The 20,790-nt window shown below is 63.5% G+C and carries 16 protein-coding genes and 1 tRNA gene; 13 read left to right on the top strand and 4 right to left on the bottom strand.

From position 1 onward, the window contains the following. Positions 1-359: 359 nt before the first annotated feature. The 11 genes from B9A11_RS03445 to B9A11_RS21335 all read left to right on the top strand — a co-directional run bounded on the left by B9A11_RS03445 (position 360) and on the right by B9A11_RS21335 (position 15,753). Positions 360-2,435 carry an Ig-like domain-containing protein gene (locus tag B9A11_RS03445; protein ID WP_058245762.1) on the top strand — a complete coding sequence of 692 codons (2,076 nt, stop codon included), beginning with the start codon at positions 360-362 and terminating at the stop codon, positions 2,433-2,435. Continuing rightward, positions 2,381-7,537, top strand: coding sequence for an Ig-like domain-containing protein (locus B9A11_RS03440; RefSeq protein WP_058245763.1), 5,157 nt, complete (start codon positions 2,381-2,383; stop codon positions 7,535-7,537). Before B9A11_RS03445 ends, B9A11_RS03440 begins: the two co-directional genes overlap by 55 nt. Further along, positions 7,447-9,192, top strand: coding sequence for an Ig-like domain-containing protein (locus tag B9A11_RS03435; protein WP_058245764.1), 1,746 nt, complete (start codon positions 7,447-7,449; stop codon positions 9,190-9,192). The genes B9A11_RS03440 and B9A11_RS03435 overlap by 91 nt, the downstream gene beginning before the upstream one ends. Beyond that, entirely contained in the window at positions 9,084-11,048 is a 1,965-nt protein-coding gene (locus B9A11_RS03430; protein ID WP_058245765.1) for a hypothetical protein, read from the top strand. Before B9A11_RS03435 ends, B9A11_RS03430 begins: the two co-directional genes overlap by 109 nt. 348 nt (positions 11,049-11,396) lie before the next feature. Continuing rightward, positions 11,397-12,566, top strand: coding sequence for a tyrosine-type recombinase/integrase (locus tag B9A11_RS03425; protein WP_234988717.1), 1,170 nt, complete (start codon positions 11,397-11,399; stop codon positions 12,564-12,566). Continuing rightward, entirely contained in the window at positions 12,559-13,440 is an 882-nt protein-coding gene (locus B9A11_RS03420) for a hypothetical protein (protein WP_143595781.1), read from the top strand. The genes B9A11_RS03425 and B9A11_RS03420 overlap by 8 nt, the downstream gene beginning before the upstream one ends. A 105-nt stretch (positions 13,441-13,545) precedes the next feature. Continuing rightward, on the top strand, positions 13,546-13,725 hold the full coding sequence (locus B9A11_RS03415) for a helix-turn-helix transcriptional regulator (protein WP_058246395.1): 180 nt from the start codon (positions 13,546-13,548) through the stop codon (positions 13,723-13,725). Positions 13,726-13,820: 95 nt separating this feature from the next. Next, positions 13,821-14,105 carry a hypothetical protein gene (locus tag B9A11_RS03410; RefSeq protein WP_058246396.1) on the top strand — a complete coding sequence of 95 codons (285 nt, stop codon included), beginning with the start codon at positions 13,821-13,823 and terminating at the stop codon, positions 14,103-14,105. A 93-nt stretch (positions 14,106-14,198) separates the two neighbouring features. After that, positions 14,199-14,357 carry a hypothetical protein gene (locus B9A11_RS21340; RefSeq protein WP_159452468.1) on the top strand — a complete coding sequence of 53 codons (159 nt, stop codon included), beginning with the start codon at positions 14,199-14,201 and terminating at the stop codon, positions 14,355-14,357. Next, positions 14,350-14,847 (top strand): hypothetical protein, encoded by a 498-nt coding sequence (locus tag B9A11_RS03405; RefSeq protein WP_058245768.1) that lies wholly within the window; start codon positions 14,350-14,352, stop codon positions 14,845-14,847. The genes B9A11_RS21340 and B9A11_RS03405 overlap by 8 nt, the downstream gene beginning before the upstream one ends. Before the next feature lie 753 nt (positions 14,848-15,600). After that, positions 15,601-15,753: a hypothetical protein gene (locus B9A11_RS21335; protein WP_159452467.1), complete on the top strand. Its 153-nt coding sequence runs from the start codon at positions 15,601-15,603 to the stop codon at positions 15,751-15,753. A gap of 188 nt (positions 15,754-15,941) precedes the next feature. Here B9A11_RS21335 and B9A11_RS03395 read toward each other — a convergent pair. From B9A11_RS03395 to B9A11_RS03385, 3 genes are all read right to left on the bottom strand, one after another. Continuing rightward, positions 15,942-16,031: transfer RNA gene (locus tag B9A11_RS03395), tRNA-Ser, on the bottom strand. Between the two features lie 157 nt (positions 16,032-16,188). Beyond that, on the bottom strand, positions 16,189-17,967 hold the full coding sequence (locus B9A11_RS03390; RefSeq protein ID WP_058245770.1) for a KpsE/RkpR family capsule polysaccharide export protein: 1,779 nt from the start codon (positions 17,965-17,967) through the stop codon (positions 16,189-16,191). After that, complete coding sequence (locus B9A11_RS03385) at positions 17,945-18,604, bottom strand: ABC transporter ATP-binding protein (RefSeq protein ID WP_058245771.1); 660 nt, start codon at positions 18,602-18,604, stop codon at positions 17,945-17,947. Before B9A11_RS03385 ends, B9A11_RS03390 begins: the two co-directional genes overlap by 23 nt. A 189-nt stretch (positions 18,605-18,793) precedes the next feature. Between B9A11_RS03385 and B9A11_RS03380 the strand changes: the two genes are divergently transcribed. Then, positions 18,794-19,372, top strand: coding sequence for a uracil-DNA glycosylase family protein (locus tag B9A11_RS03380; RefSeq protein ID WP_058245772.1), 579 nt, complete (start codon positions 18,794-18,796; stop codon positions 19,370-19,372). Then, complete coding sequence (locus tag B9A11_RS03375; protein ID WP_058245773.1) at positions 19,369-20,154, top strand: SseB family protein; 786 nt, start codon at positions 19,369-19,371, stop codon at positions 20,152-20,154. Before B9A11_RS03380 ends, B9A11_RS03375 begins: the two co-directional genes overlap by 4 nt. A gap of 1 nt (position 20,155) precedes the next feature. On the opposite strand, the gene B9A11_RS03370 is transcribed toward B9A11_RS03375, so the two are convergent. Beyond that, on the bottom strand, positions 20,156-20,743 hold the full coding sequence (locus B9A11_RS03370; RefSeq protein ID WP_058245774.1) for a hypothetical protein: 588 nt from the start codon (positions 20,741-20,743) through the stop codon (positions 20,156-20,158). Positions 20,744-20,790: the final 47 nt, after the last annotated feature.

Below are 20,790 nucleotides of genomic sequence, written 5' to 3'. Positions count from 1 at the left end.
TTGGCGTGTCACGCCCGCTCGAGGGTTTGACCAACGGCAGCCTGCGCGCTTTCCCCGGCGCGGGCGGCGTGACTTTGCGCGCGCCGTGCGGAGAAGATGCGCATTGGCGTTCGAAACCTTCTGTTCACTCTTTTGGGGTTTTTAGCCCTGCACAACCTTTACCGGTGGTTGGCGTTTTGTCAGCTGCTTTAAATTGATCGAGACACACCATAGCCACTGCTTTCCTCACCGCCCTTCCCACGTTTTCCCTGTCGCTGGCAGAGGATCTCTTGCCGCGGAACGGAGTTTTGCCCATGGGCTGAGGTTTTGGCGGATCGAAGGCACCGCAGGCAGCGATCTGCGCGCGGGCGGCGGTCGATTTGGCCAGCGGCGACGCGCTGGTGACCGACTTTGGCCTGCTCGCGGGCGCGGATCTGGTGCAGATCGACCGGCGGTTCGTGGAACAGACCGAGGACGCGGTTGACGGGCTTTCCCCGGTGGTTGTCCGGGTCGAGCTGCTGTCGGGCGGGCAGGTGCTGGGCGAGGGCGCGTTTGCGCGGGACACGGCGGGCGCGGCGGATGCGTGGTCGGCGACGATCAACTTGACCGATCTGGACCGCAGCACCTTGGACGCGGATGCGCCTGTCCAACTGCGGATCCTCAACGAAACCGCGCCGGACGCGGTGACGCCGGTGGTGCTGCGCGTCGATGACGTCAGCTCGCCCGATGCGCGCGACCCGCAGGCGGTGGCCTTTGGCAGCGTGACGCTGGATGCGGCGCTGAGCGTTGGGCAGGCGATCGAGGCGCTGACCCTGACCGTGGCGGCCAACGACTATGGTCTGGACGCAGCGGCGTTCGAGGGCGCGGTGTCGCTGTTCGTCCAAGGCTACACGCTGGAGTGGGCGGTCACCGTCGACAAGGCCGCCTTGGCCGCGCTGCCGCAGGGGGCGGACTTGGCCGTGGGGTTTGACCTTGTCCTGACCGACGGGGCGACCGAGTTGGCCAGCCTGCCGGTGGCGGTGCAGATCACCGCCCAGAACGACGCGCCCGAGGCCAGCGAAGGCAGCGCCTTGCTGGACGAGGACACGCCCTTTAGCGGCCAGCTTCTCGCCACCGATGTGGACGGCGACGCGCTGCATTTCGCGCTGCAGGGCGCGCCCGCCAAGTGCACGGTCGAGATCGACCCGGACAGCGGCGCCTTTACCTACACGCCTTTGGCCGACGCCGTTGGGGCCGACACGTTCAGCTTTACCGCGACCGATCCGCAGGGCGGCGTGTCGGCGGGGATGGTGACGCTGGACATCACGCCGGTCAACGACGCGCCCAGCCTGATCAGCGGCGCGGTCAGCGATGGGCAGTTCGCCCTGCGCGCGGGCGAAACCGTGACGCTGTACCTTGGGACGTACCAGTTCACCGACAGCGATGGCGCGGGCTCGGACATGCAGCTGCGCTTTGACGGGTATGCGGACTATACCGTGGTGTGGACTGGCGTGGGCGCGGCGCAGATCATCGATGCGCGCGGCGTCACCGATGAGGTCAGCAACGTCGATCGCTTGGTCTTTGACGACTACGAGATGCGCCTTGATGGCCAAGACAACGCGCCCTACGCGGGGCTGGCGCAGCTGGCCGTGACCGCAGGCACCCCGGCGCAGATCGACGCGGCGGCGCTGCTGGGGGACAGCTTTGACCCCGATGGCGCGGCAGTCAGCCTTGGCGCCGTGGCCTCTGAGAACGGCATCGACGCCGCGCTGTCCGGCGAGACGCTGACCTTGCAGGCGGGCGCGGCGCTGGACGGGTTGGCCGAGGGGCAGAGCGCCGACGTCACCGTCACCGCGACCGTCACCAGCGGCGGGGCAAGCGTCACCGCGCCTGTCACCGTCACCGTGACGGGCATCAACGACGCCCCCGTGGCGGCGGCCGATGCGGCGCAGACGACGTCGGACACGGCGGTCCTTGCGGAACTTTTGGCCAACGACAGCGACGTGGACGCAGGCGCGGTGCTGAGCGTGACCGGCATTGAGGGCGGGACGTGGCTGCGTGGGGCCTTTGTGGCGACCACCGCCCATGGCGCAACCGTCAGCGTGACCCGCGACGCGCAAGTAACCTACGATCCGCGCGGCGGTTTTGACAGTCTGGCGGCGGGGGAAACGGCGGTGGACGCGCTGTCCTACACAGTCACCGACGAGCACGGCGCCAGCGCCACCGAGACCCTGACGCTGACCGTTACCGGGGCCGACGCGCCTGTGCCGGGGCCGAACGACTACGCCGATTACGCCCGCCGCGGCTTTGTCATCGGGTCCGAGGGCGGGTTGCTGACCGCCCGCGACATCCAGCGCGGGTCCGAGATTACCGCGGTCAAGGGGGCGCGGCCACCACCGTTCAGGACATCGTCGATGGCGAAGTGGTCACCCGCACGGCGTTCTTGGTGGATGGCAGCCAGGGCGGCCAGTTCCTGATCGAAGCCGATGGCAGTTTCCTGTTCCAGCCGGGCCGCGATTTCGACGCGCTCAGCGGGTTCGAAACCACCGTCACCGACCTGAGCTTTACCATTGGCACCGGGCGGGGCCGCACCACCGAAGGCAGCGCCTCGGTTGTGGTCCGGGCCTCTGACCTTGCGCCGTCGATCGAAACGGCGGTGCCCGCGCTGGACGTGCCAGAGATGACGCGGACCACCGTGTCGGGCAGCTTTGACCAGACCCAAGGCGTCGATGTCCTCAGCGAGATGTTCAAGCGGCTGGACGACAGCACCGACTTTGACCTCGACAGCCTGCTCGATTTCCAGGTGCTGGACGTGGACATGCTGATGCAGGCCAGCTTTGTCCCCGAGAATGGCGTGTCCGTGACCTTTGAGGATCTGAACCCCGGCAGCGACGCGCTGATCGGCGATCTGGGTGCGATCCTCAGCCCTGCCGCCGAGGCGGTGACCGATGTGGTCAACCTTGGCTTTGCGCTGCCGATCCAGCCGTTTTACTTTGGCCCGACCTTTGACGTGGCCTTTGGGATTTCGGCCAACCTTGGCTGGGACATCGACCTGCCGAGCCTTGGCAAGACGGCGATCTTTCAGCCGGTCGATTTCGGCCTGATGCTGCCGGACGAGGCCATCGCGCCGGGGCAAGCCTTTGTGATCTCGACCGAGGACATGGTCAGCTATGACCCCACCGTCGCGGTGCAGACCGTGGGTCTGCGGGATATTCAGGTGGACGCGGGCTTTGGCATGACGTCGGCGGTGATTTCCGACGTTGGCCTGACCTTTGGCACCGGCGATTTCCTTGGGTTGAACGCCGATGGCCTGCTCGAAGGCAGCGTCATGCTGAACCGCGAATTCAACCTGGTGGAAATGCTGGGCGCCGAGGCGATCGAAGGCGCCATGAGCCTCGATTTCTCGCTCAGCATGAAGGACATCATCGACGCGGTCTATGCGCAGGATCTGCCCGAATTCTTCCGGCTGGTGACGGCCCTGATCAACGAGCCGGGCACCGATACGGCCAAGGCGCTGGGCACCTATATCATGGATGGCATCCAGCTGGTGATCGCAAACGCGGGCAAGCGTCTGGTGGTCGGCTCTGGCGTCGAGCTTAAACCGTCGCAGCTGCTAGAGCTGGTCGACCGGGTGCCGTTCAACGAATTCGACGGCTGGGATGAGGTGACGGGCGAGGGCTATTTCCTTGCCACGAACGGGGACGGGGCCGAGGTGCGCCTGTCCGCCAGCCAAATCCGGATCGCCTATGAGAACAACGAGATCAGCGGCGCGATGGAGGACATCACCGCGTTGCTCGAAGAGGGCTTCGAGCCGATCACCGGCTTCAAGATTTCCGGGGCCATGCCGATTGGCAACATCGAAACCGTCGAAGGCTTTGGCACCGGCGTCAGCGGGCCTCAGGAAGGCGAGCAGCAGATCGAAGTGGTGCAGACCACGCGCCTTGCGGGCATGTCCGTCGACTTTGAGGCGATGGCGCCCGAGTTGATGAAGATCGCCATCGACATCGCCGCCGAAGCGGGGGTCGAGGCGGCCAAGTCGCAGCCCTACCTGATCCCGGTGGTGATCGGCGCGCAGATCGCCGCGCGGGCCGCGCTGGAGGCGCAGGTGGATGCGATGTACGCCGCCGAGTCCGGCTATACGCTGAACATGCAGGCTCAGCCGACGGAGATGGTCGCCGCCGCGATCAACCCCTTTGTCGAAGGGCTGAACGCCACCGCGCGCCTTGTGAATTCGGTTCTGTCGGTGCTGCCGTCGCTTGATCCGTCGGTGCGGATTGCGACGCTGGACCTGCTGACGCCGGAGCAGATGGAAAGCGATCTGGACGGGGCCATCGACACGATGGTCGCGGGCATTCAGGACCAGTTGGTCGCGCTGACCACGGTGGCGGGCGACATCCTGACCGGCATGGCGGACAATGACATCGCGCAGGCGGCGGCTGCGGGCCTTGGGCAGGCGGCGTCGCTGTATCTGGGCAGCGCGCTTGGCACTTTGGCGGGTTGGGCCGGCAAGATCGACCAGTACCTGCACGTGGGCCTGTCGCCGGTGATCAACGTGCTGAACGCCGCCGCAAGCCTTGTGAACGCGGGGGCCAACGGCGCGGCGCAGCTGGATCAGGCGATGGTGTCGCTGGCCTCTGCCGCCGCCGGTCTGGCGTCGCAACTGGGCGACACGCTGGAGGGCTTTGGCCAGTTCGTCAAGGACATCGCCAAGGGCGTCGAGCTGGAATACACCACCGATTTCGACTTCTTCGAGATGGTGCTGGATGCGGGCATCGACCTGGTGCAGATCGCGCGCTTTGACCCTGATGAAGTCGAGGTCAGCTATTCCGTGGATGGCTTTACCTCGGAGCAAAAGATCGGCGACCCGGCAGAGTTCTTTGCCAGCGGCGAGCCGGGCGATCTGCTGGACGGGCAGGCCAGCTATAGCTTCTCGGGGGATGTGGATTACGAATACCGCATCAAGCTGGACATCGCCCCGATGCTGTCGATGCTGGGCTATGACGTCGAAGGCAAGGTGACCATCGGCGACGACAACAGCTTTGACGTGGCCTTTGACTATGGCGCGCTCAAGACCACCACGGACTTTACGCTGGACGATATTGCGAACCTTGATCCGCGCGATCTGTTCGATGATGCGCTGGTCGAGCTGCCCCTGGGCCTGTTCGAGAACGTCATGGAGGTGATCGCCGATCAGCTGCGCACCAGCCTTGGGTCGCTGGCCGAGGACACCGGGCAGACCACCGATCTGGATTGGAACGAGCTGCGCCTGTTCAAGGTGAACGACGTCGAGATCACCAAGGACCAGTTCACCGAGATCACCCAAGAGTTCCAGATCGCGGTCGGCGGGGCAGAGCCCACGCCCGTGGCCCATGTGCGCTTTGACGAAAGCGGCGCGCTGGCTGTGTCGCCCTTGGGGATCATGGACGGGATCGACGGCACGCTGGCCACGGTGGGTGGCGCGGTGCTGAACATCGGTCAGTATCTTGACGTGCTGGGCGGCCAGCTGCTGGTGGACCGCGACGGGCAGGTGGCCTTTGCCGATGGCACGGAGAACGAGCATCTGGCCGTGGGCGATAGCGTCTCTCAGGTGGTGCGGTTTACCGTGGACGGGCCGGATGGCACGCCGCAGCTGCACGCCTTTACCGTGACGGTCGAGGGGACGAACGACGCCCCCGTTGCGCTGGCCGACAGCGCCCAGACCACCGAGGACAGTGGCGCGGTGCTGATCGACGTTTTGGCCAACGACACCGATGTGGACGATGGCGCGGTGCTGTCTCTGGTCGGCGGGCAGAGCACGGCGGGCACGGTTGCGGTGGTGGATGGGCTGCTGGCCTTTACCCCGGCGGCGGACTTCTTTGGTGCGGCGCAGGTCGACTATGTCGTCGCGGATGAACACGGCGCGCAGGCCACGGGGCAGCTGACGGTCACCGTTGCGCCCGCCCCCGACGACGTGCGCCCGGCGGATGACACCGCCACCACGCGCGAAGACCGCGCCGTCACCATCGACGTGCGTGCCAACGACACCGAGGTCGATGGCGAGGCGATCAGCGTCCTGTCGGTCGAGCAACCCGCGCGGGGCTTGGTGAGCTTGCTGGACGATGGCCGCCTGTCCTTTGACCCGAACGGCGATTTCGACGCGCTGCGGCGGGGCCAGACCGCCGAGGTCAGCTTTGTCGTGACCGTCACCGATGGGACCGGCACGCCGCAGCAGGAAACCGTGACCGTCACGGTCGAGGGCAGCAACTTCCCCAGTTTCTTCGGCAACCGTCCGGTCTGGCAGATCGAGCCCTCTACCCTATTGGGGTCTGACGGGGATGACGTGTTCACCCTCAAGGATGCGTCCAGGGATGGCCGCGCGGTCACCTTTGACGGCGGCTTGGGCGATGACAGCGTGGTCGTGGACGGGCGCCGCGCAGAGGTCGACCTGACCGACGCGCAGTTCATCGGCATCGAAACGCTGGACGTCAAAGGCGGCACGATCCACGTGGACCGCGATGGCAGCCTCGATCTGTCTTCGGTCGGCGCGGTGATCAACGCCTCGCGGATCTTTGGCTCTGGCGGCGACGAAGTGCTGATCGGCCACGCCGGTGACGACGTTTTTGACGGTGGCCGGGGGGCCGATACCCTGATTGGCGGCGACGGCGACGATACCTTTGTGCTGGGTCGGGGCGAGGCCGCGGGCGACGTGATCGACGGCGGCGCGGGCTATGACGTGGTGCGGGCCTCGGCGGATGTCAGGGGCGCGAGCCTGCGCAACATCGAGCTGTTGGACGCGGGCGGGGCCAAGCTGACCACGGATGCCAGCGGCCTGCTGGACATGTCCGGCGTCGAGAGCATCGCCAACGCGAGCGGCCTGGGCGGTGCGGATGTGCTGGACGGTCAGGGCGGGGACGACGTCTTTGTCCTTGGCGGTCAGACCATGGCGGGCACGCAGATCATCGGCGGCGACGGGCTGGACACGGTTCAGCTGGGCCGGCCCGGGGGGCGCACCGATGTGACCGGGGCCAGCTTTGACGGCGTCGAGGTGCTGGACGGGCAGGGCGGCACGCTGCTGTTCAACGGCAGCTTTGACGCGGGCCAGTTCCAAGAGCTGCGCGACGCGGCCTTTGTGGGTGGGGCGGGCGATGACACGCTGCCTTTGGGTCAAGACGGGACGGCGTTTGATGGCCGAAACGGCACCGATACGCTTGTTCTGGCCGGGTCGGTGCGCGACTACGTGATCTCTGGCAATGACAATCGCGCCACCGTCACCGGGCCGAATGGCGCGGTCTACAGCCTGCGCAACGTCGAAAAGCTGGCCTTTGACGATTACACGTGGTCGCTGGACGGTGTGAACAACGGGCCGATGACCGCCGACGATGTCGCCGCAAGCGCGGTGGCCGAGGGCGAGACGCTGGTGATCGACGCCGCCGATTTGCTGGCCAACGACAGCGACCCGCAGAACCGCGACTTTGCGCTGAGCGGCGTGACGGCGGACGGGGGCTGGCGGTGCAGCTGGCGAACGGCGCGGTCGAGGTCGATACCTCTGGGCCGGGGCTGGACGCGCTGGCGCTGGGCGAAAGCCGCATCGAGACGCTGACCTACACCGTCGCAACCGCCTCGGGGGACACGGCCACGGCGCAAGTGTCGGTCGAGGTGACCGGCACCAACGACGCGCCCGTCGCGCTGGACGATGCGCTGAACGTGGACGAAGACTCGATCCTCAGCGGCAATCTCCTCGCCAATGACAGCGACGTGGACACCGGTGCGCGTTTGCAGGTCACGGGGCTTGCGGGGGGCACCCGCGTGGGCGACGCCTTTGCCCTGACGCTGGCCTCTGGCGCGTTGGTCAGCCTTGGGCTGGACGGGCAGCTGACGGTCGATGTGAACGGCACCGCCGAGGCCTTGCAAGCGGGTGAAACCCGTGTGGAAACGCTGAGCTACACCATCGCGGATGAGCATGGCGCCACCAGCGAGGCCACCGCGCAGGTGACCATCACCGGCGTCAACGACGCACCCACCGGGACCGGCAGCAATACCGTGATCGCTCGCGATACGGTCACCGCCGAGGCGGGCGCGCTGCTGGCCGGGGCCACCGACATCGACGATCCCGACACGCAAATCGCGCTGCATGAGATCACCGACGGGATGCAGGTTGCGGGCTCGAACGGCGGGGTCTTTACCCTGTTTGCGGACGGGTCTTACAGCTTTGATGCGGGCCGCGATTTCGACATGCTCGACTTTGGCGAGACGGCGGACACCACGCTCAGCTACCAGATCGTGGATACCCACGGCGCGGTCGGTCAGGCCACCCTGTCGGTCGAGGTGACGGGCCGCGACACGGCTCCGGTGGTCGAAGGCACCACGCGCTTTGTGGGCAACGTGAGCGACGGCGACTGGGCCGCGCTGACGACGCAAACGCTGTTGCACGCCTTTAACCAGACCCAAAGCGTCGACGTGCTGACAGAGCTGATCTCTCGGCTAGAGGAAAACCACGGGTTCGATCTGAACGCGCTGCTCGATTTCACCCTGATCGACATTCAAAAGCAGATCAGCATCAACAGCGATCGCGGCGCATTCAGCATGGCGCTTGAGAACATGGAAGGCGCGGACGACAAGGATGGCCTGCTGGATGCGCTGTTCACCGATCTGATCGGCGGCGCGGTCGAAGGCTATGAAAGCGTGGTCGATCTGGGGCAGGCGATCCAGAGTTTCTTCAGCCCCTATCCCTTTGCGGCGACCGGGCTTTTCGATCTGGACGTGGGTCTGGATATGGAGTTCGGCTGGGACATTGACCTTGGCTCTCTGGGGCGGACGTCGATTTTCCAACCGGTGTCCTTTGACTTCGCGCTGCCCGATCAGGTGGCCGCGGGCGATCTGTTCCTTGTGAAATCCGACATGCTGGTCAGCGACACGCCCACGGCGGCGCTGGAAACCGTGGGTGTCGGGGCGTTCAGCGTGCAGGCGGGGCTGGGCACGCCGGCGACGGCGGTGCGCGACATTGGCTATGACATCCGCACCCGCGATTACGGCCCGTTCAAGCTGGGCGACATGGCCTCGGCCACGCTGACCCTGGACCACGAGTTCACGCTCGAAGAGACGCTGGAGGCGGCGCGCGAGCTGGCAACACGCTACTCAGCATCGACGTGGGCATCATCATCGAGGGGCTGTTCACCTCGGATTTCGACTTCCAGCCGCTGCTGGACCTGTTCACCGAAGGCGGCGATCCGCAGGAGATTCTGTCGACCATCCTGACGATGATCCAAGACCTGTCGGCCCAAGGCGCGGATGTGTCCAAGACGGCCAACCTGCTGGGCGCTGCGGTATCGGTGCGCGATGTCTATGACCTTGCGATGAATGCCAAATTCAACGAATACGACGCCTTTGACGCGGCCGGGGAGGGGTATTTCATTCTGCAAGACGCGGACGGCAACGACGTCTATGCCTACCGCGAGCACGTGGACACGTTGGCGGAAATCCTCGACGTCGAGGCCAAGGTCAACATGCTGCGCACGGTCATCCAAAGCGCCGGTCTGTCGCCGGTCGATGGCATGGACGTGACGCTGGATGTGCCGGTGGGCAACGTCGAGGAGATCGCTGATTTCTCGGACGGCAGCGGCAACAGCCTGACGCTGAACGCGGATGGCACGCAGCGGATCGAGATCCAGCAGACGACCGAGCTGCTCGACGTGCAGCTCGACTTTGCCAAGCTCAGCAGCGCCCTGATGATCTCCCTCATCGACCTGGCAAAACCGGCGCTGGCGGTAACCTCGCCGCAGTACATCCCGATGCTCGAAGCGGCCAAAGGCATGATCCTGTATCAGGCCGAACTGCAAGCCACCGCCGCCGAAGGGGTCACCGCCGAGATGACCTTGCAGCCCGCCGCGCTGGTGACCGAGATGGCCAACAGCCTGTTCGACGCGGTGAACCTGTTTGGCGGGGCGCTCGACGGTCTGGTGCCGGGCGAAAGCGTCTACACGCCCATCGCGCAGATCGACCAGCAGGACACGCTGGACAGCCTCGATGCGGCGCTGACCACCGCCGAAAACGGTGTCTCGGCGGCCTTTGATGCGCTGGAGCCGATGATCGACGTGCCGCTTGGCGTGTTGCAAACGGTGAACGATGCGGTCAGCGGCGCGCTGTCCGGCCTCGTGAACCTGTCCGCCAATGGCTACAATCTGGTGTCGCAGCCGATCATCGACCAGATCAACTGGGGGCTGGGCATTCTGGATCAGGCGGCCAACTTTGGGGTCACGGTGTGGCTGCCCTTTGGCAAGAGCTACTCTTACAAGCCCTTGGCCGGTGTGCTTAATCCCGCCATCTCGGGTCTGCACGCGGTGCGCTCGGCGCTGGAGGGTGGGATCGACGCGATCCAGTCGCTGAACGGTCTGATCGCCGACCTGAACGAGACGGTGAACACGCTGCTGACCACCGACTTTAGCGGCCTGTTCGATCCGGCAATGGAAGCGTTCCACGATGGCGCCATGGCGCTCGCCGAAGGGGCCGAGTTTGTGGTCTCGCTGGGGGTGACCCCATTCCAGGCGGCGGTCGAGGCGTCGATGGAGCTGACGCAGATCATGTCCTTTGATCCCAATGCGATCTCGGCGACCTACAGCTTTGACAACTATAGCGTCGAGACGGGCATGGGCACCGCCGTGGGCTTTTTCGCGCCCGAGGATGCGGCGGGGCAGACCCTTGTGGGGCAGGCGGCCTATGATTTCTCGGGGACGGCGGATTACGAGTACCGCCTGGGCGTGAACCTGCTGCCGATCGTGTCGCTGTTTGACATGACGCTCAAGGGGGCGTTCCAGGTCGGTACGACGGACCCGCTGGCGGATGAGTTCGAGTTCGACTTTGCGCTGGTCGGCAACGGCAGCTTCACGCCGGGCGACGCGTCGTCCTACACCGACGAGGCGCTGCTGGAGATCCCGTTCGAGCAGATGCAGGACGCGGTGCTGAACGCCATCGGCGGCGCGCTGGCTGACCACGACTTGCCGCTCAGCGGGGATGTGGTCGATGGCGAGATCACGCTGTTCCGGGTCGAAGACGTGGAGATCACCGAGGCGATGTTCCAGCAAATGCTGCATGAGTTCGACGTGAACATCATCTGACCTTGGCAAAGACAAACGAAAGGCCCGGCCATTTGGCTGGGCCTTTTGCGTTTTAAACGGCGGAAGGCCGCATGTGCGCGCCGCAGGTCACGTCGCGCGTTGGTGCCTGTATGGCGCGCAGCCGAAACGACAATGACCGACGCAGCTGGTCATATAGCGACGTTTGGTGCGGGGTTTTTCAGGGGGGGTAATGGCGGAGAGGAAGTCCGTATTCCGCCATACCCTAGACGTCCAGAGCATTCCGTTAAGGCGCATCGAATCAAACACATAAAGCCTATTCACGTCCAGTCTGTTCCGCTATAGTCCAGCCTATTCCTGTCAATTATGGGGGGATAAATGGGGGGACAGATGGTCCGCAACGTCACGCCTCGCAAGCCTGAAAAGGCCCTGACCGCCCAACGGGTCAAGAACGCCACCGAACCGGGCAAGTATTTCGACGGGAACGGGCTGTATCTCTTGGTAAAGCCCAACGGTTCCCGATCCTGGGTTCAGCGTATCGTCATACGCGGCAAGCGGCGAGAGATGGGGCTTGGGTCCGCATCGCTGGTGACATTGGCAGAGGCCCGCGAGGCGGCGCTACAGAACCGCAAGGTCGCGCGGGCGGGTGGCGATCCGATCCAAAAGCGGCAAGAGGCTTTGGCCGTCCTGACGTTTGAGGAAGCGGCGCGCAAGGTCTATGAGATGCACCTGCCGACATGGCGCAACGCCAAGCACGCCTCGCAATTTATCAACACACTCCAAACCTACGCCTTCCCCAAGATCGGTGCGGTCAAGGTTGGGGACGTGAATACAAATGACGTTTTGCGCGTCCTGACACCGATCTGGACCACAAAGCCGGAAACCGCGCGCCGCGTCCGGCAGAGGATCGGCATGGTCATGAAATGGGCCGTAGCAAAGGGTTGGCGACAGGATAACCCGGCAGAAGCGATTTCGCAGGCCCTTCCCAAGCATGAACGCACCAAAGCACATCGCAAGGCATTGCCCTATCCGGAAGTGTCCGGGTTCATCGAAACGGTGAAGGCATCGAAGGCTGGCGCGCTCACTAAGTTGGCGATGGAGTTCCTGATTTTGACCGCCGCACGGTCTGGCGAGGTGCGTGGTGCGACATGGTCTGAAATGGATATGGACGCAGCGATCTGGACGGTTCCCGCAAGCCGGATGAAGGCGAAGCGCGAACACCGCGTGCCACTATCCCCACGCGCGGTTGCAATCCTGAGCGCGGCGCGCGATCTGTCGGACGGGTCCGATCTGGTGTTTCCGGGAGCCAAGCGCGGGCGTCCGCTGTCGGACATGACCCTATCGAAGCTGACCCGTGAGTTGGGCTTTGACGTGGATGTTCACGGGTTCAGAACGTCCTTCCGCATGTGGGCGCAAGAACAGACCGACGCGCCGCGAGAGGTTGCAGAGGCGGCTTTGGCGCATACGATACGGAATCAGGCGGAAGCGGCTTATGCGCGGTCGGACCTGTTTGAACGGCGGCGGCAATTAATGCGTTCATGGAGCGAGTACCTTGACTGACAGAGTCGATGCAAAAGACGACGAAAAAATCTGGATAGCTTTTGCTGGTGATTTGAAGTGCAAGCCCTTCAGGCGTTCGGATGTGGAGTATTTTCACGATCAAACTTCCCAAGATGGTCTGTCCGAAAGCGTGGTCCAAGAACTGTTTGATATGGGCGATGAGTGGGAAGCTGAAGATTTCCTAGCCCTTCATCAGACGCTTTCCATTTGCGACGAAGAGCAAATCGTGTTGCCGATTTGGGCTAAAGAAGCGTTGCAAGATATAATCATCAAAGTCGTGCGCGGCGAAAAGGTGATAGCTTCCGGGAAAGGCCGGGGTGGGTCAGAGAACGCTAGGCTAAAGGACGACTACAGGCGATATGTTCGCTATGACGCCGTTACGCGGGTTAGGTACTACCAAATACTTGGCGCCTGTTTATTCTCGTTTTTGCAGCTGCCGGTAGGGCTTAAACGCCTTTACGACGGGAAAGAATTGCCAGACTTAGGTAAGACCTTGCCAGAGGCCATCCAACATGCGTCGGTCTCTTTGAGAGGCAGTTTTTCTCAAGCTAGTGAAGAGACAATCAGGAAGGCTTATTTCGCCAAAGATCGAGGCGGATGGCTACCTTGGTTTACGTACCGCGCCGAAACATTGACAGCGCTGGGAAGCGAGGTCGATGAAGGAAAATACCTTCCAAAGGGGTATTGGATGGCAAGTCTGAAAGAGGCTTCCAACGTTATTTCCGGGTACTCAGATATGCCAAGTCAGTTATCGAGTGGGATAATATTTCCGGCACCTGACGAACTCAGCTTGCTGCATATGAATCGCTGCCAGGATTACGAGAACTTTGCCGACTACATTGAGTTTTGTGCCAACGAGAAAGGTGCCTTTTAATGGGTATTTGTCGGCACTAGAGAGGCTGTTGGTAACTGCACAATATCCGTCATGTCACTTGTTCTACCGAAAGGAACCGACATGGCAGAAACGATGCAGCGTCTGCTGGCGGAGAAACATCTTCGCCGTCCCGCCGTCCAAGAAATCACAGGACTGAGCCGTAGTGCGATCTATGACTTGATGGCGCGGGGGGACTTTCCCCGCCCGGTCAAGCTGACCGCCAAAGCCGTTGCGTGGCCCGAAAGCGCCATCGCCAAATGGCTTGAATCCCGCACCGCCGAATAAAGAAAACCCCGCCACACGGGACGGGGTCAGGGGTCTTATTCGCAAACAACACATATCCCCGCCCGTCCTCTGTGGCAAGACACGAGGACATGACAATGTCTCAGCATGAAAAGTTCTATTCCAGCCCGACGCAAGTGTTCTGGTGCTGCAAAGCCTTGCTCGAAGGCCGTACCATCTCGCACAAGACCGAAATCCGCGAGGTACGCGGCTGGCGTCTTGGGGCTATCGTTCATCGCCTGAAATCGTCCTACGGGTGGCCGATCCTGACCGAATACCGGGGGCCGGAAAACGTCGCCTATTACCGACTGTCGCCGGACTGTGACCGATCCAAGCTGCGGTTCCCGCCATCGGCGCGGGCATTGTCGGAGGACGCCGCATGATGCGCCTTCAGATAGCCCGCCTTCGCCGCCTCTACGGCATGACCGAAGCCCAAGCGCGCCTCTACGCGCCCCTTGTTTATCGGGGGGCGGGGGATGACTGAGCGGTTTCGGATCGAACACCGCGACAAACGGTTCCACGTCTTGACTCGCACCGCCGTTGATGCGGCGTGGTTCTCCCTCGGAGGGGCTAGCGACGTCCGGGTTGCCGTGCGGCTGTGGTTGTCTCTGATCGGCGGGCGCGCCAATGAGTAAGCGCAAGCCATACAAGCGCGGAAAAAAGGGGGCTGGGCGTTTCGTCCAGCTTACCGAATACATGCAGGCCACGGCAGCATGGCGCGATCTGAAACCCGGCCCGCGCGCGCTCTACATCGAATTGAAGCGGCGGTTCACCGGATCGAACAACGGCGAAATCTACCTGAGCCACCGAGATGCGGCCAAGGCGTTGAACGTCCATTTCAACACGGTTGGCGGATACTTCGCGGCGCTCGAAGAACACGGGTTTATCCGCATGACGGTAGGGCCGCATCTTGGCCCGTCCGGGATCGGGCAGGCGGCGAAGTGGGCGCTTGAAGAATTGCCGACGCCAGACGGCAAACCCGCGACCAAAGGGTTCGCGTCTTGGTCGCCAAAGAAAAAGCCTGACACCGAAACTGTGACCCGCCGTAACAATAGCGGTGACATGGAAGAACCCGAGGACGTCCGGCCCGTCCTGAAAATTGTGACGGGAGGCGCTGATGGGTGAAATCCGCCGTCACAGTTTTCCTGACATATCTACATCTAACCATGGGGTGAGGGGGACACCCCGGTTTTTCGGAGGTGATATTTCGCACGCACCTTCTGGCCGGGTTTCCCGTGCGCAGTCCCGCAAGTTTCACACACCCCCTACGGAGGCGACATGGTCACATTGCTTTTGCTGACCGGGCTATTCCCGGTCTGGTTCTGTTTCGTCGCTGGCGTCCTCGGAGATGTTGCCTTGGCGATCTGGTTCTCTGGAAAGACCGATTGAAGGCGCAATTTCCCAAATGATTTCGCGAAAAAGGAGGCGCGCATGGGCGGCTTGGGTAGCGGGCGATATGGCTTTGGCGGGCGGGCGACTGTCGAAGATTTCAGGGGTTTGGACGTCCGGAGATTGAGGCGCGCGGGGGCGTTTGCCTATCCGGGCTTGGTCATGGGCTGGCAATGGTCACGGGCAGGCGAAACGATTTCGTCAATCAAGATGGAGGCCCGCCACAATGCCTTGAGGCTGTTCTATAGGACGCGGGCATGGGGCGAGGATTGGCAAGACATGGATTACCTTGTCCATTTGGACCGTACGCCTTGCCATCTTGGCGGGGAACGCCTCTGGTTTCTCTGTCCGGCTCGGGGGTGTGGTCGCAGGGTTGCCAAGCTATACGGCGGCGCGGTCTATGCGTGCCGGTCGTGTCATGGGCTGGCCTATTCTTCGCAAAATGAAGACCGGCATTCACGGGCGCTAAGGCGGGCAGAGGCGGCAAGAGTGCGGCTTGGCTGGGATACCGGCGAATGGGGCGACAGACCCAAGGGGATGCACGCCAAGACCTTCGAGCGGCTGGCAAGGATTGTCGAAGATGCAGAGGCCGCGATGGATGCAGAGACGATCCGGTTCCTGACGAGATTGCAGAGACGTTAAGGTGTTGGACGGGGGTATCTCGAATCTTGGTGCGATCCGCGAGCGGGACCGGCGAGGATTGCCGGAATTTCGCATTCATGAAATGGGGATTTCAGTGCCTACACGGCGCAGGTGGGGGGATGAGTGGGGGAACGTATATGCCCAGCGCACAAAGTTCTAAGTTATTTCATATACTTAGCGTGGGGTAATGGCGGAGAGGAAGGGATTCGAACCCTCGAGACGGTTCCCCGCCTACACACTTTCCAGGCGTGCGCCTTCGACCACTCGGCCACCTCTCCAAGGGCGCGTTTAGCAAAGGGCGTAGGGGGGATGCAAGAGCCAAAACGTCATAAATATGCAGTTGGTTAAATCATTTTGTCCGCGCGCCAGCAGCAGGCCCCAAAAACGCAAAAGCCCCGGCGCGGGGCCGGGGCGATTGGGGCGATGGCAGCGCCTTTAGGTGGCGACCTGTTCGCGCAGGATCGACGCCGTCAGCGAGATCATCAGGTAGATGCCGCCAAAGATCAGGAACGCGAGGATCGTGTTCTCGAAGCTGCGCGGGTAAGAGGCATCCTGCGAGGCGACCGGCTCTACCGAAGTGGTCAGATAGCGCGCCTGGCTGTCGGCGTCGCGGCGGGCCTGCTCCAGACGCTCCAGCGCGGTTTGCAGCATCAGGTCGCGGGTGGCCAGGTCGGCCTCGGCCAGCTTGATCTGCACCGCCTTTTCGGCCAGCGACTCGCCGCCTTCGGTGGCTTGGGTCATGTCGCCGTTCAGCGTGGCCAGCAGCGCTTCGAGGCGGCGGATGTCACCTTGGGTGCCGTCGACCTTGGCCTGGTTGGGGCGCGAGTTGTCGAGCAGCGCCTGCAACTGCAACCGCTTTTCCTGAAGCTGCAATTCATAGGTGTTGATCTGCGCGCGCAGGGCGGCAATGCGGCCTTCGGGGTCAAGGATATTGCCCTCTTGCTGCATCCGCACCAGCTTTTCCTGGGCGGCGTAGCGGTCGGCGGTGGCCTTGGCCAGATCCTCTTCGGCATCGGCCACGGCGTTGCTGCGCTTGCGCGAGGACAGGTTGTCGACCCGCTCTTCGGCGTAGCCAATCAGCGCGCGGCTAAAGACGGCGGCGGTTTCGGGGTCGGCGGCCATGATTTCCATCTTGATGACGCCCTCGGTGGGGTCATAGCCGATTTCGATGTTGCGCTTGTAGGTCTTGTAGGCCTCTTCGTTGGACGCGTCGGGCGACAGGCGCTGGATCGGGTCGATCCACTCCTGGCGGTAATGCGCCTTGAAGCCGACGTCGCGGTCAAGCCGCAGCATCGCATCCTTGGAGGTCAGGTAAGACTGCACCGCGATGGCGTCCTGGTTCGTGGCGAACTGGGTGCCGGAAAACAGCGAGCCCATGCCCGCCGCGCCGCCTGTCTCGGCCTTGAGGATCAGGAACTCGGACTTGGTCGAGTACATCGGCGTCGCCATGGCGAAATAGTAAAAGCCCGCAACGATCGTCGGCAGCAGCACAAAGAACGCCAGCCGCGTCATCAGCAGCAGCATCTTTTTGCGGCGGCGCGCGGTCAGCTCGGCCTGGATCTTCATGATCTCGGCGGCGCGGCGATCCGCCGGAGAGGCGGTTTCGGTCGAGGGCAGGGTCTGTTTCTTGACCTCGACGGTCTGCGGCAGCTGGACCTTGGGTTCCGGGGCCGCGCCGGGGGCGGCTTGCTTTTCCTCGGGGGTGACGAGTTCGAGCATGTTGGTGCGCTGGAACGGGTCGATCCCACGGGCGCGCAACAGGCGCACGGCGTCAAAGTCAGAGGTCGGCGCGAGGCCATGTTTTTGCGCAACGCGGCGGGCCATGCGCAGCTGGCGGCCGGTCAGCCCCTCTTGGCGGATGGCGTCCATGTCGGTTTCGCCCGCGACCTGCGCGGCAGAGGAGACCTCTCCGGTGCGGGCCTGCGGTTGCTGAGGCTGGGCCTGCGGTTGCGGCGCGGGACGCGGGGGCGCTGCGCCTTCGGTCCTTGGAGCGGCTGCGCCTTCGGTCCTAGGGGCGGCTACGCCTTCGGGGCGTTTGGGCGGCGTCGGCGGCGTTGCCCCCGGCTTTGGGGTCACGCGGGCGGGGCGCTGCGCGGAGGCAGCGGCGGCCTGTTCGGCGCGCGCGGCATCGGTCCGGGGCGACAGGCTGGCCTGCTCTTCTGCCTCGGGGCTACGGCGGATACGGAACTTTTTAGCCTTGGGTTTCGTAGTCATACAGCTGTTTCGCTTCTTCCAAGGAGTCAAACATGTGCAAACGGCCATCCATCAGGACAGCAGCTTTGCGCGCAAACTTTTCTAAAATCTTAGGCTGGTGCGAGACGATGATGATCGTCGTGGTGCGCAGGCGTTCGGCAAGGATATCGCCCGCGCGTTTGTTGAATTCAACATCGGTCGAGTTGGGCATCCCCTCGTCGATCAGATACATGTCGAAATCCAAGGCCAGCATCAGCGAGAAGGTAAACCGCGACTTCATCCCCGACGAATAGGTGCCAAGGGGTTGGTCAAAGTATTCCTCCAGCCCACACAGCCATCGGCAAAAGCTTTCGACATAATCGGGGTCCAGCCCGTACATGCGCGCGATGAAACGCGCGTTTTCGCGGGCAGAGATTTTCGACACCACACCGCCCATGAACCCCAGCGGAAAGGAAATCCGACACCCGCGGCGAATCTCGCCCTCGTCGGGTTTCTCAAGGCCCGCCATCATGCGGATCATCGTGGTCTTGCCGGTGCCGTTGGGGGCGAGGATGCCCAGACTTTCGCCAAGGTCGACACGAAAGGACGCACGATCAAGGATGATCTTGCGCTGCGTGCCCGTCCAAAAGGACTTGCTGACCATGTCAAATTCCAACATCTGGGTTCGCCCCGGTTCTGCCCACTGCCCCCGGTTTCTGGGGGCATATCCTATCTAGGTGCAGATTTTGTCTATATTATGGCCCGTTCTGGAAACAAAAACAACGCGAGCGCGACAGGGCGTGAGGTGACGAAACAGTGAGCGCCGAGATGCCTTGCATGTTAACGGCAGTTAACCAATCTAGGCGGCATGGAGATCGTATCCCAGATCAAGGCCTGCCGCCTGTGCGCCGATCGCTTTGCCGCAACGGAAACGCGTCACCGGCCCAATCCGATCCTTCAGGGCACCCCGTCCGCGCGGCTGTTGATCGCCTCTCAGGCGCCGGGGATGCGCGCGCATCAGTCCAGCACGCCGTTCCTTGACCCCTCGGGGGATCGGTTGCGCGACTGGCTGGGGCTGGACGAGGTGGCCTTTTACGACGCGGATAAGGTGGCGATTGTGCCCATGGCCTTTTGCTTTCCCGGCTATCGCAAAGGCGCGGACCTGCCGCCGCCGCCGATTTGTGCGCGCACGTGGCGGGCGCAGGCTTTGGCCGCTTTTCCCAACATCGCTTTGACGCTGATGATCGGCGGCTACGCGCAAAAGTGGCATTTGGGCGTGAAAACCGGCGTCACGGACACGGTTGCCGGCTGGCGCACGCATTTTCCGCGCCTGATCCCCTTGCCGCATCCGTCTTGGCGCAATACGGCTTGGCTCAAACGCAATCCGTGGTTCGAGGAGGCGCTCTTGCCTGTCCTGCGCGCCCGTGTCGCCGAGGTACTGACATGACGCAAACCCCGCTGGATACCGCCTTTGCGGCGATGGACGACGCCCCGCAGGACGACACCGCGCGTCTGCGGTTTTACGACCGGCTGGCCAGCGCCGAGCTGTTCCTGATGCTGACCGAAGAGGCCGATGGCCAGAACATCTCGCCCGAGGTGTTCGAGGTCGAGGATGCGTCGTTTGTCCTTGCCTTCGATCTCGAAGAGCGTCTGGCCGCCTTTGCCGGGCGTCCCGTGCCTTATGTGGCTCTGTCGGGGCGGGCCTTGGCGGGGATGCTGGCGGCGCAGGGCATCGGTCTGGCGCTGAACATCGAGGTCGCCCCCTCGGCGCAATTGCTGCCGCCCGAGGCGATGGGTTGGCTGGTCGAGACTTTGGGCCAAGCGCCTGAGCAGGCCGAGGCGCGCCCCGAAACCTTTGGCGCGCCGCGTGTGCCTGAGGTGCTGATCACCGCCTTGGACAGCAAACTCGCATTGGCTGCGGGCTTGGCGCGCAAGGCCTACCTCGCCGAAGTCACCTATGAGGGCGGCGCGCGCGGGCATCTGCTTGGCATCACCGGCGCGGTGCCGGGGGCCGAAGGCGCGCTGGCCAAGGCGGTCAACGAAGCCTTGGTGTTCTCTGGCCTCGACGCGGGCGCTTTGGACGTGACGTTCCTCGCGGACAGCGACCCGCTGGCGGCGCAATTGGCGGGGGTGGCCTTGCGCTTTGACCTGCCAGAACCCGAAGCCCCCCGCAAATACGAGCAGATCGCGCCGGGGTCCGACCCGGATCAGCCGCCCAAGCTGCGCTAGCTTACGTCGGGCAGGCCGCGCCGCTGTCGATCCACGCACGGGTGAGCGCGCCGAACTGTTCCTGAGAGCCGGGGGCAGGGGTGCGGCCCGCGCCGGGGGTCCAGCCCCAACCGACCAGCCCGTCGGTGGCGTTATGGGTGTAGATGTCCTCTAGGGTGCGGTCGCCATTGCGAGCCGGATCCTTGATTTGGGCGCAGATTTCGGCGTTGCTCAGACCCTGCCAGCCCATGCTGACCGGCGCGAGGTGCCAGGGCTCATGACCCGGAATGCCACCGGGAGAGATCAGGAAATCGCGGTTTTCCGTGCCATGGCAGGTCGAGCAACTGACCCCCGCCGGGCCAAAGCCGTTTTCGCCTCGGACGATGGGCGGCATATGCGGGTGCATGTCGTCGCCCTGCGTGGGCCGATCCCCCACCGGGTGACAGTTCAGACAGCGCGGGTGGGTCAGCACCTTGGCCATTTCGTCAAACAGCGCGGCGGCGCGGGCGTCGTCCTCTGCGATGTCGGCAAAGGCGTCGGGGCTGCGCAGTTCTTGGGCATCTACGGCAAACGGGGCGGTCAGGCACAGGGCAAGGATCAGCGGTTTCATGGGAACTCCGGTCGTTGGAAACGTCAAAGGGTTAACGTCGCCCGGCG

The organism is Tropicibacter naphthalenivorans, from assembly GCF_900176475.1.
In the GTDB taxonomy this organism is placed as follows: Bacteria; Pseudomonadota; Alphaproteobacteria; order Rhodobacterales; family Rhodobacteraceae; genus Tropicibacter; species Tropicibacter naphthalenivorans.
The sequence above is the reverse complement of the archived record's forward strand: the minus strand, read 5'-3'. Positions and strand labels throughout refer to the sequence as shown.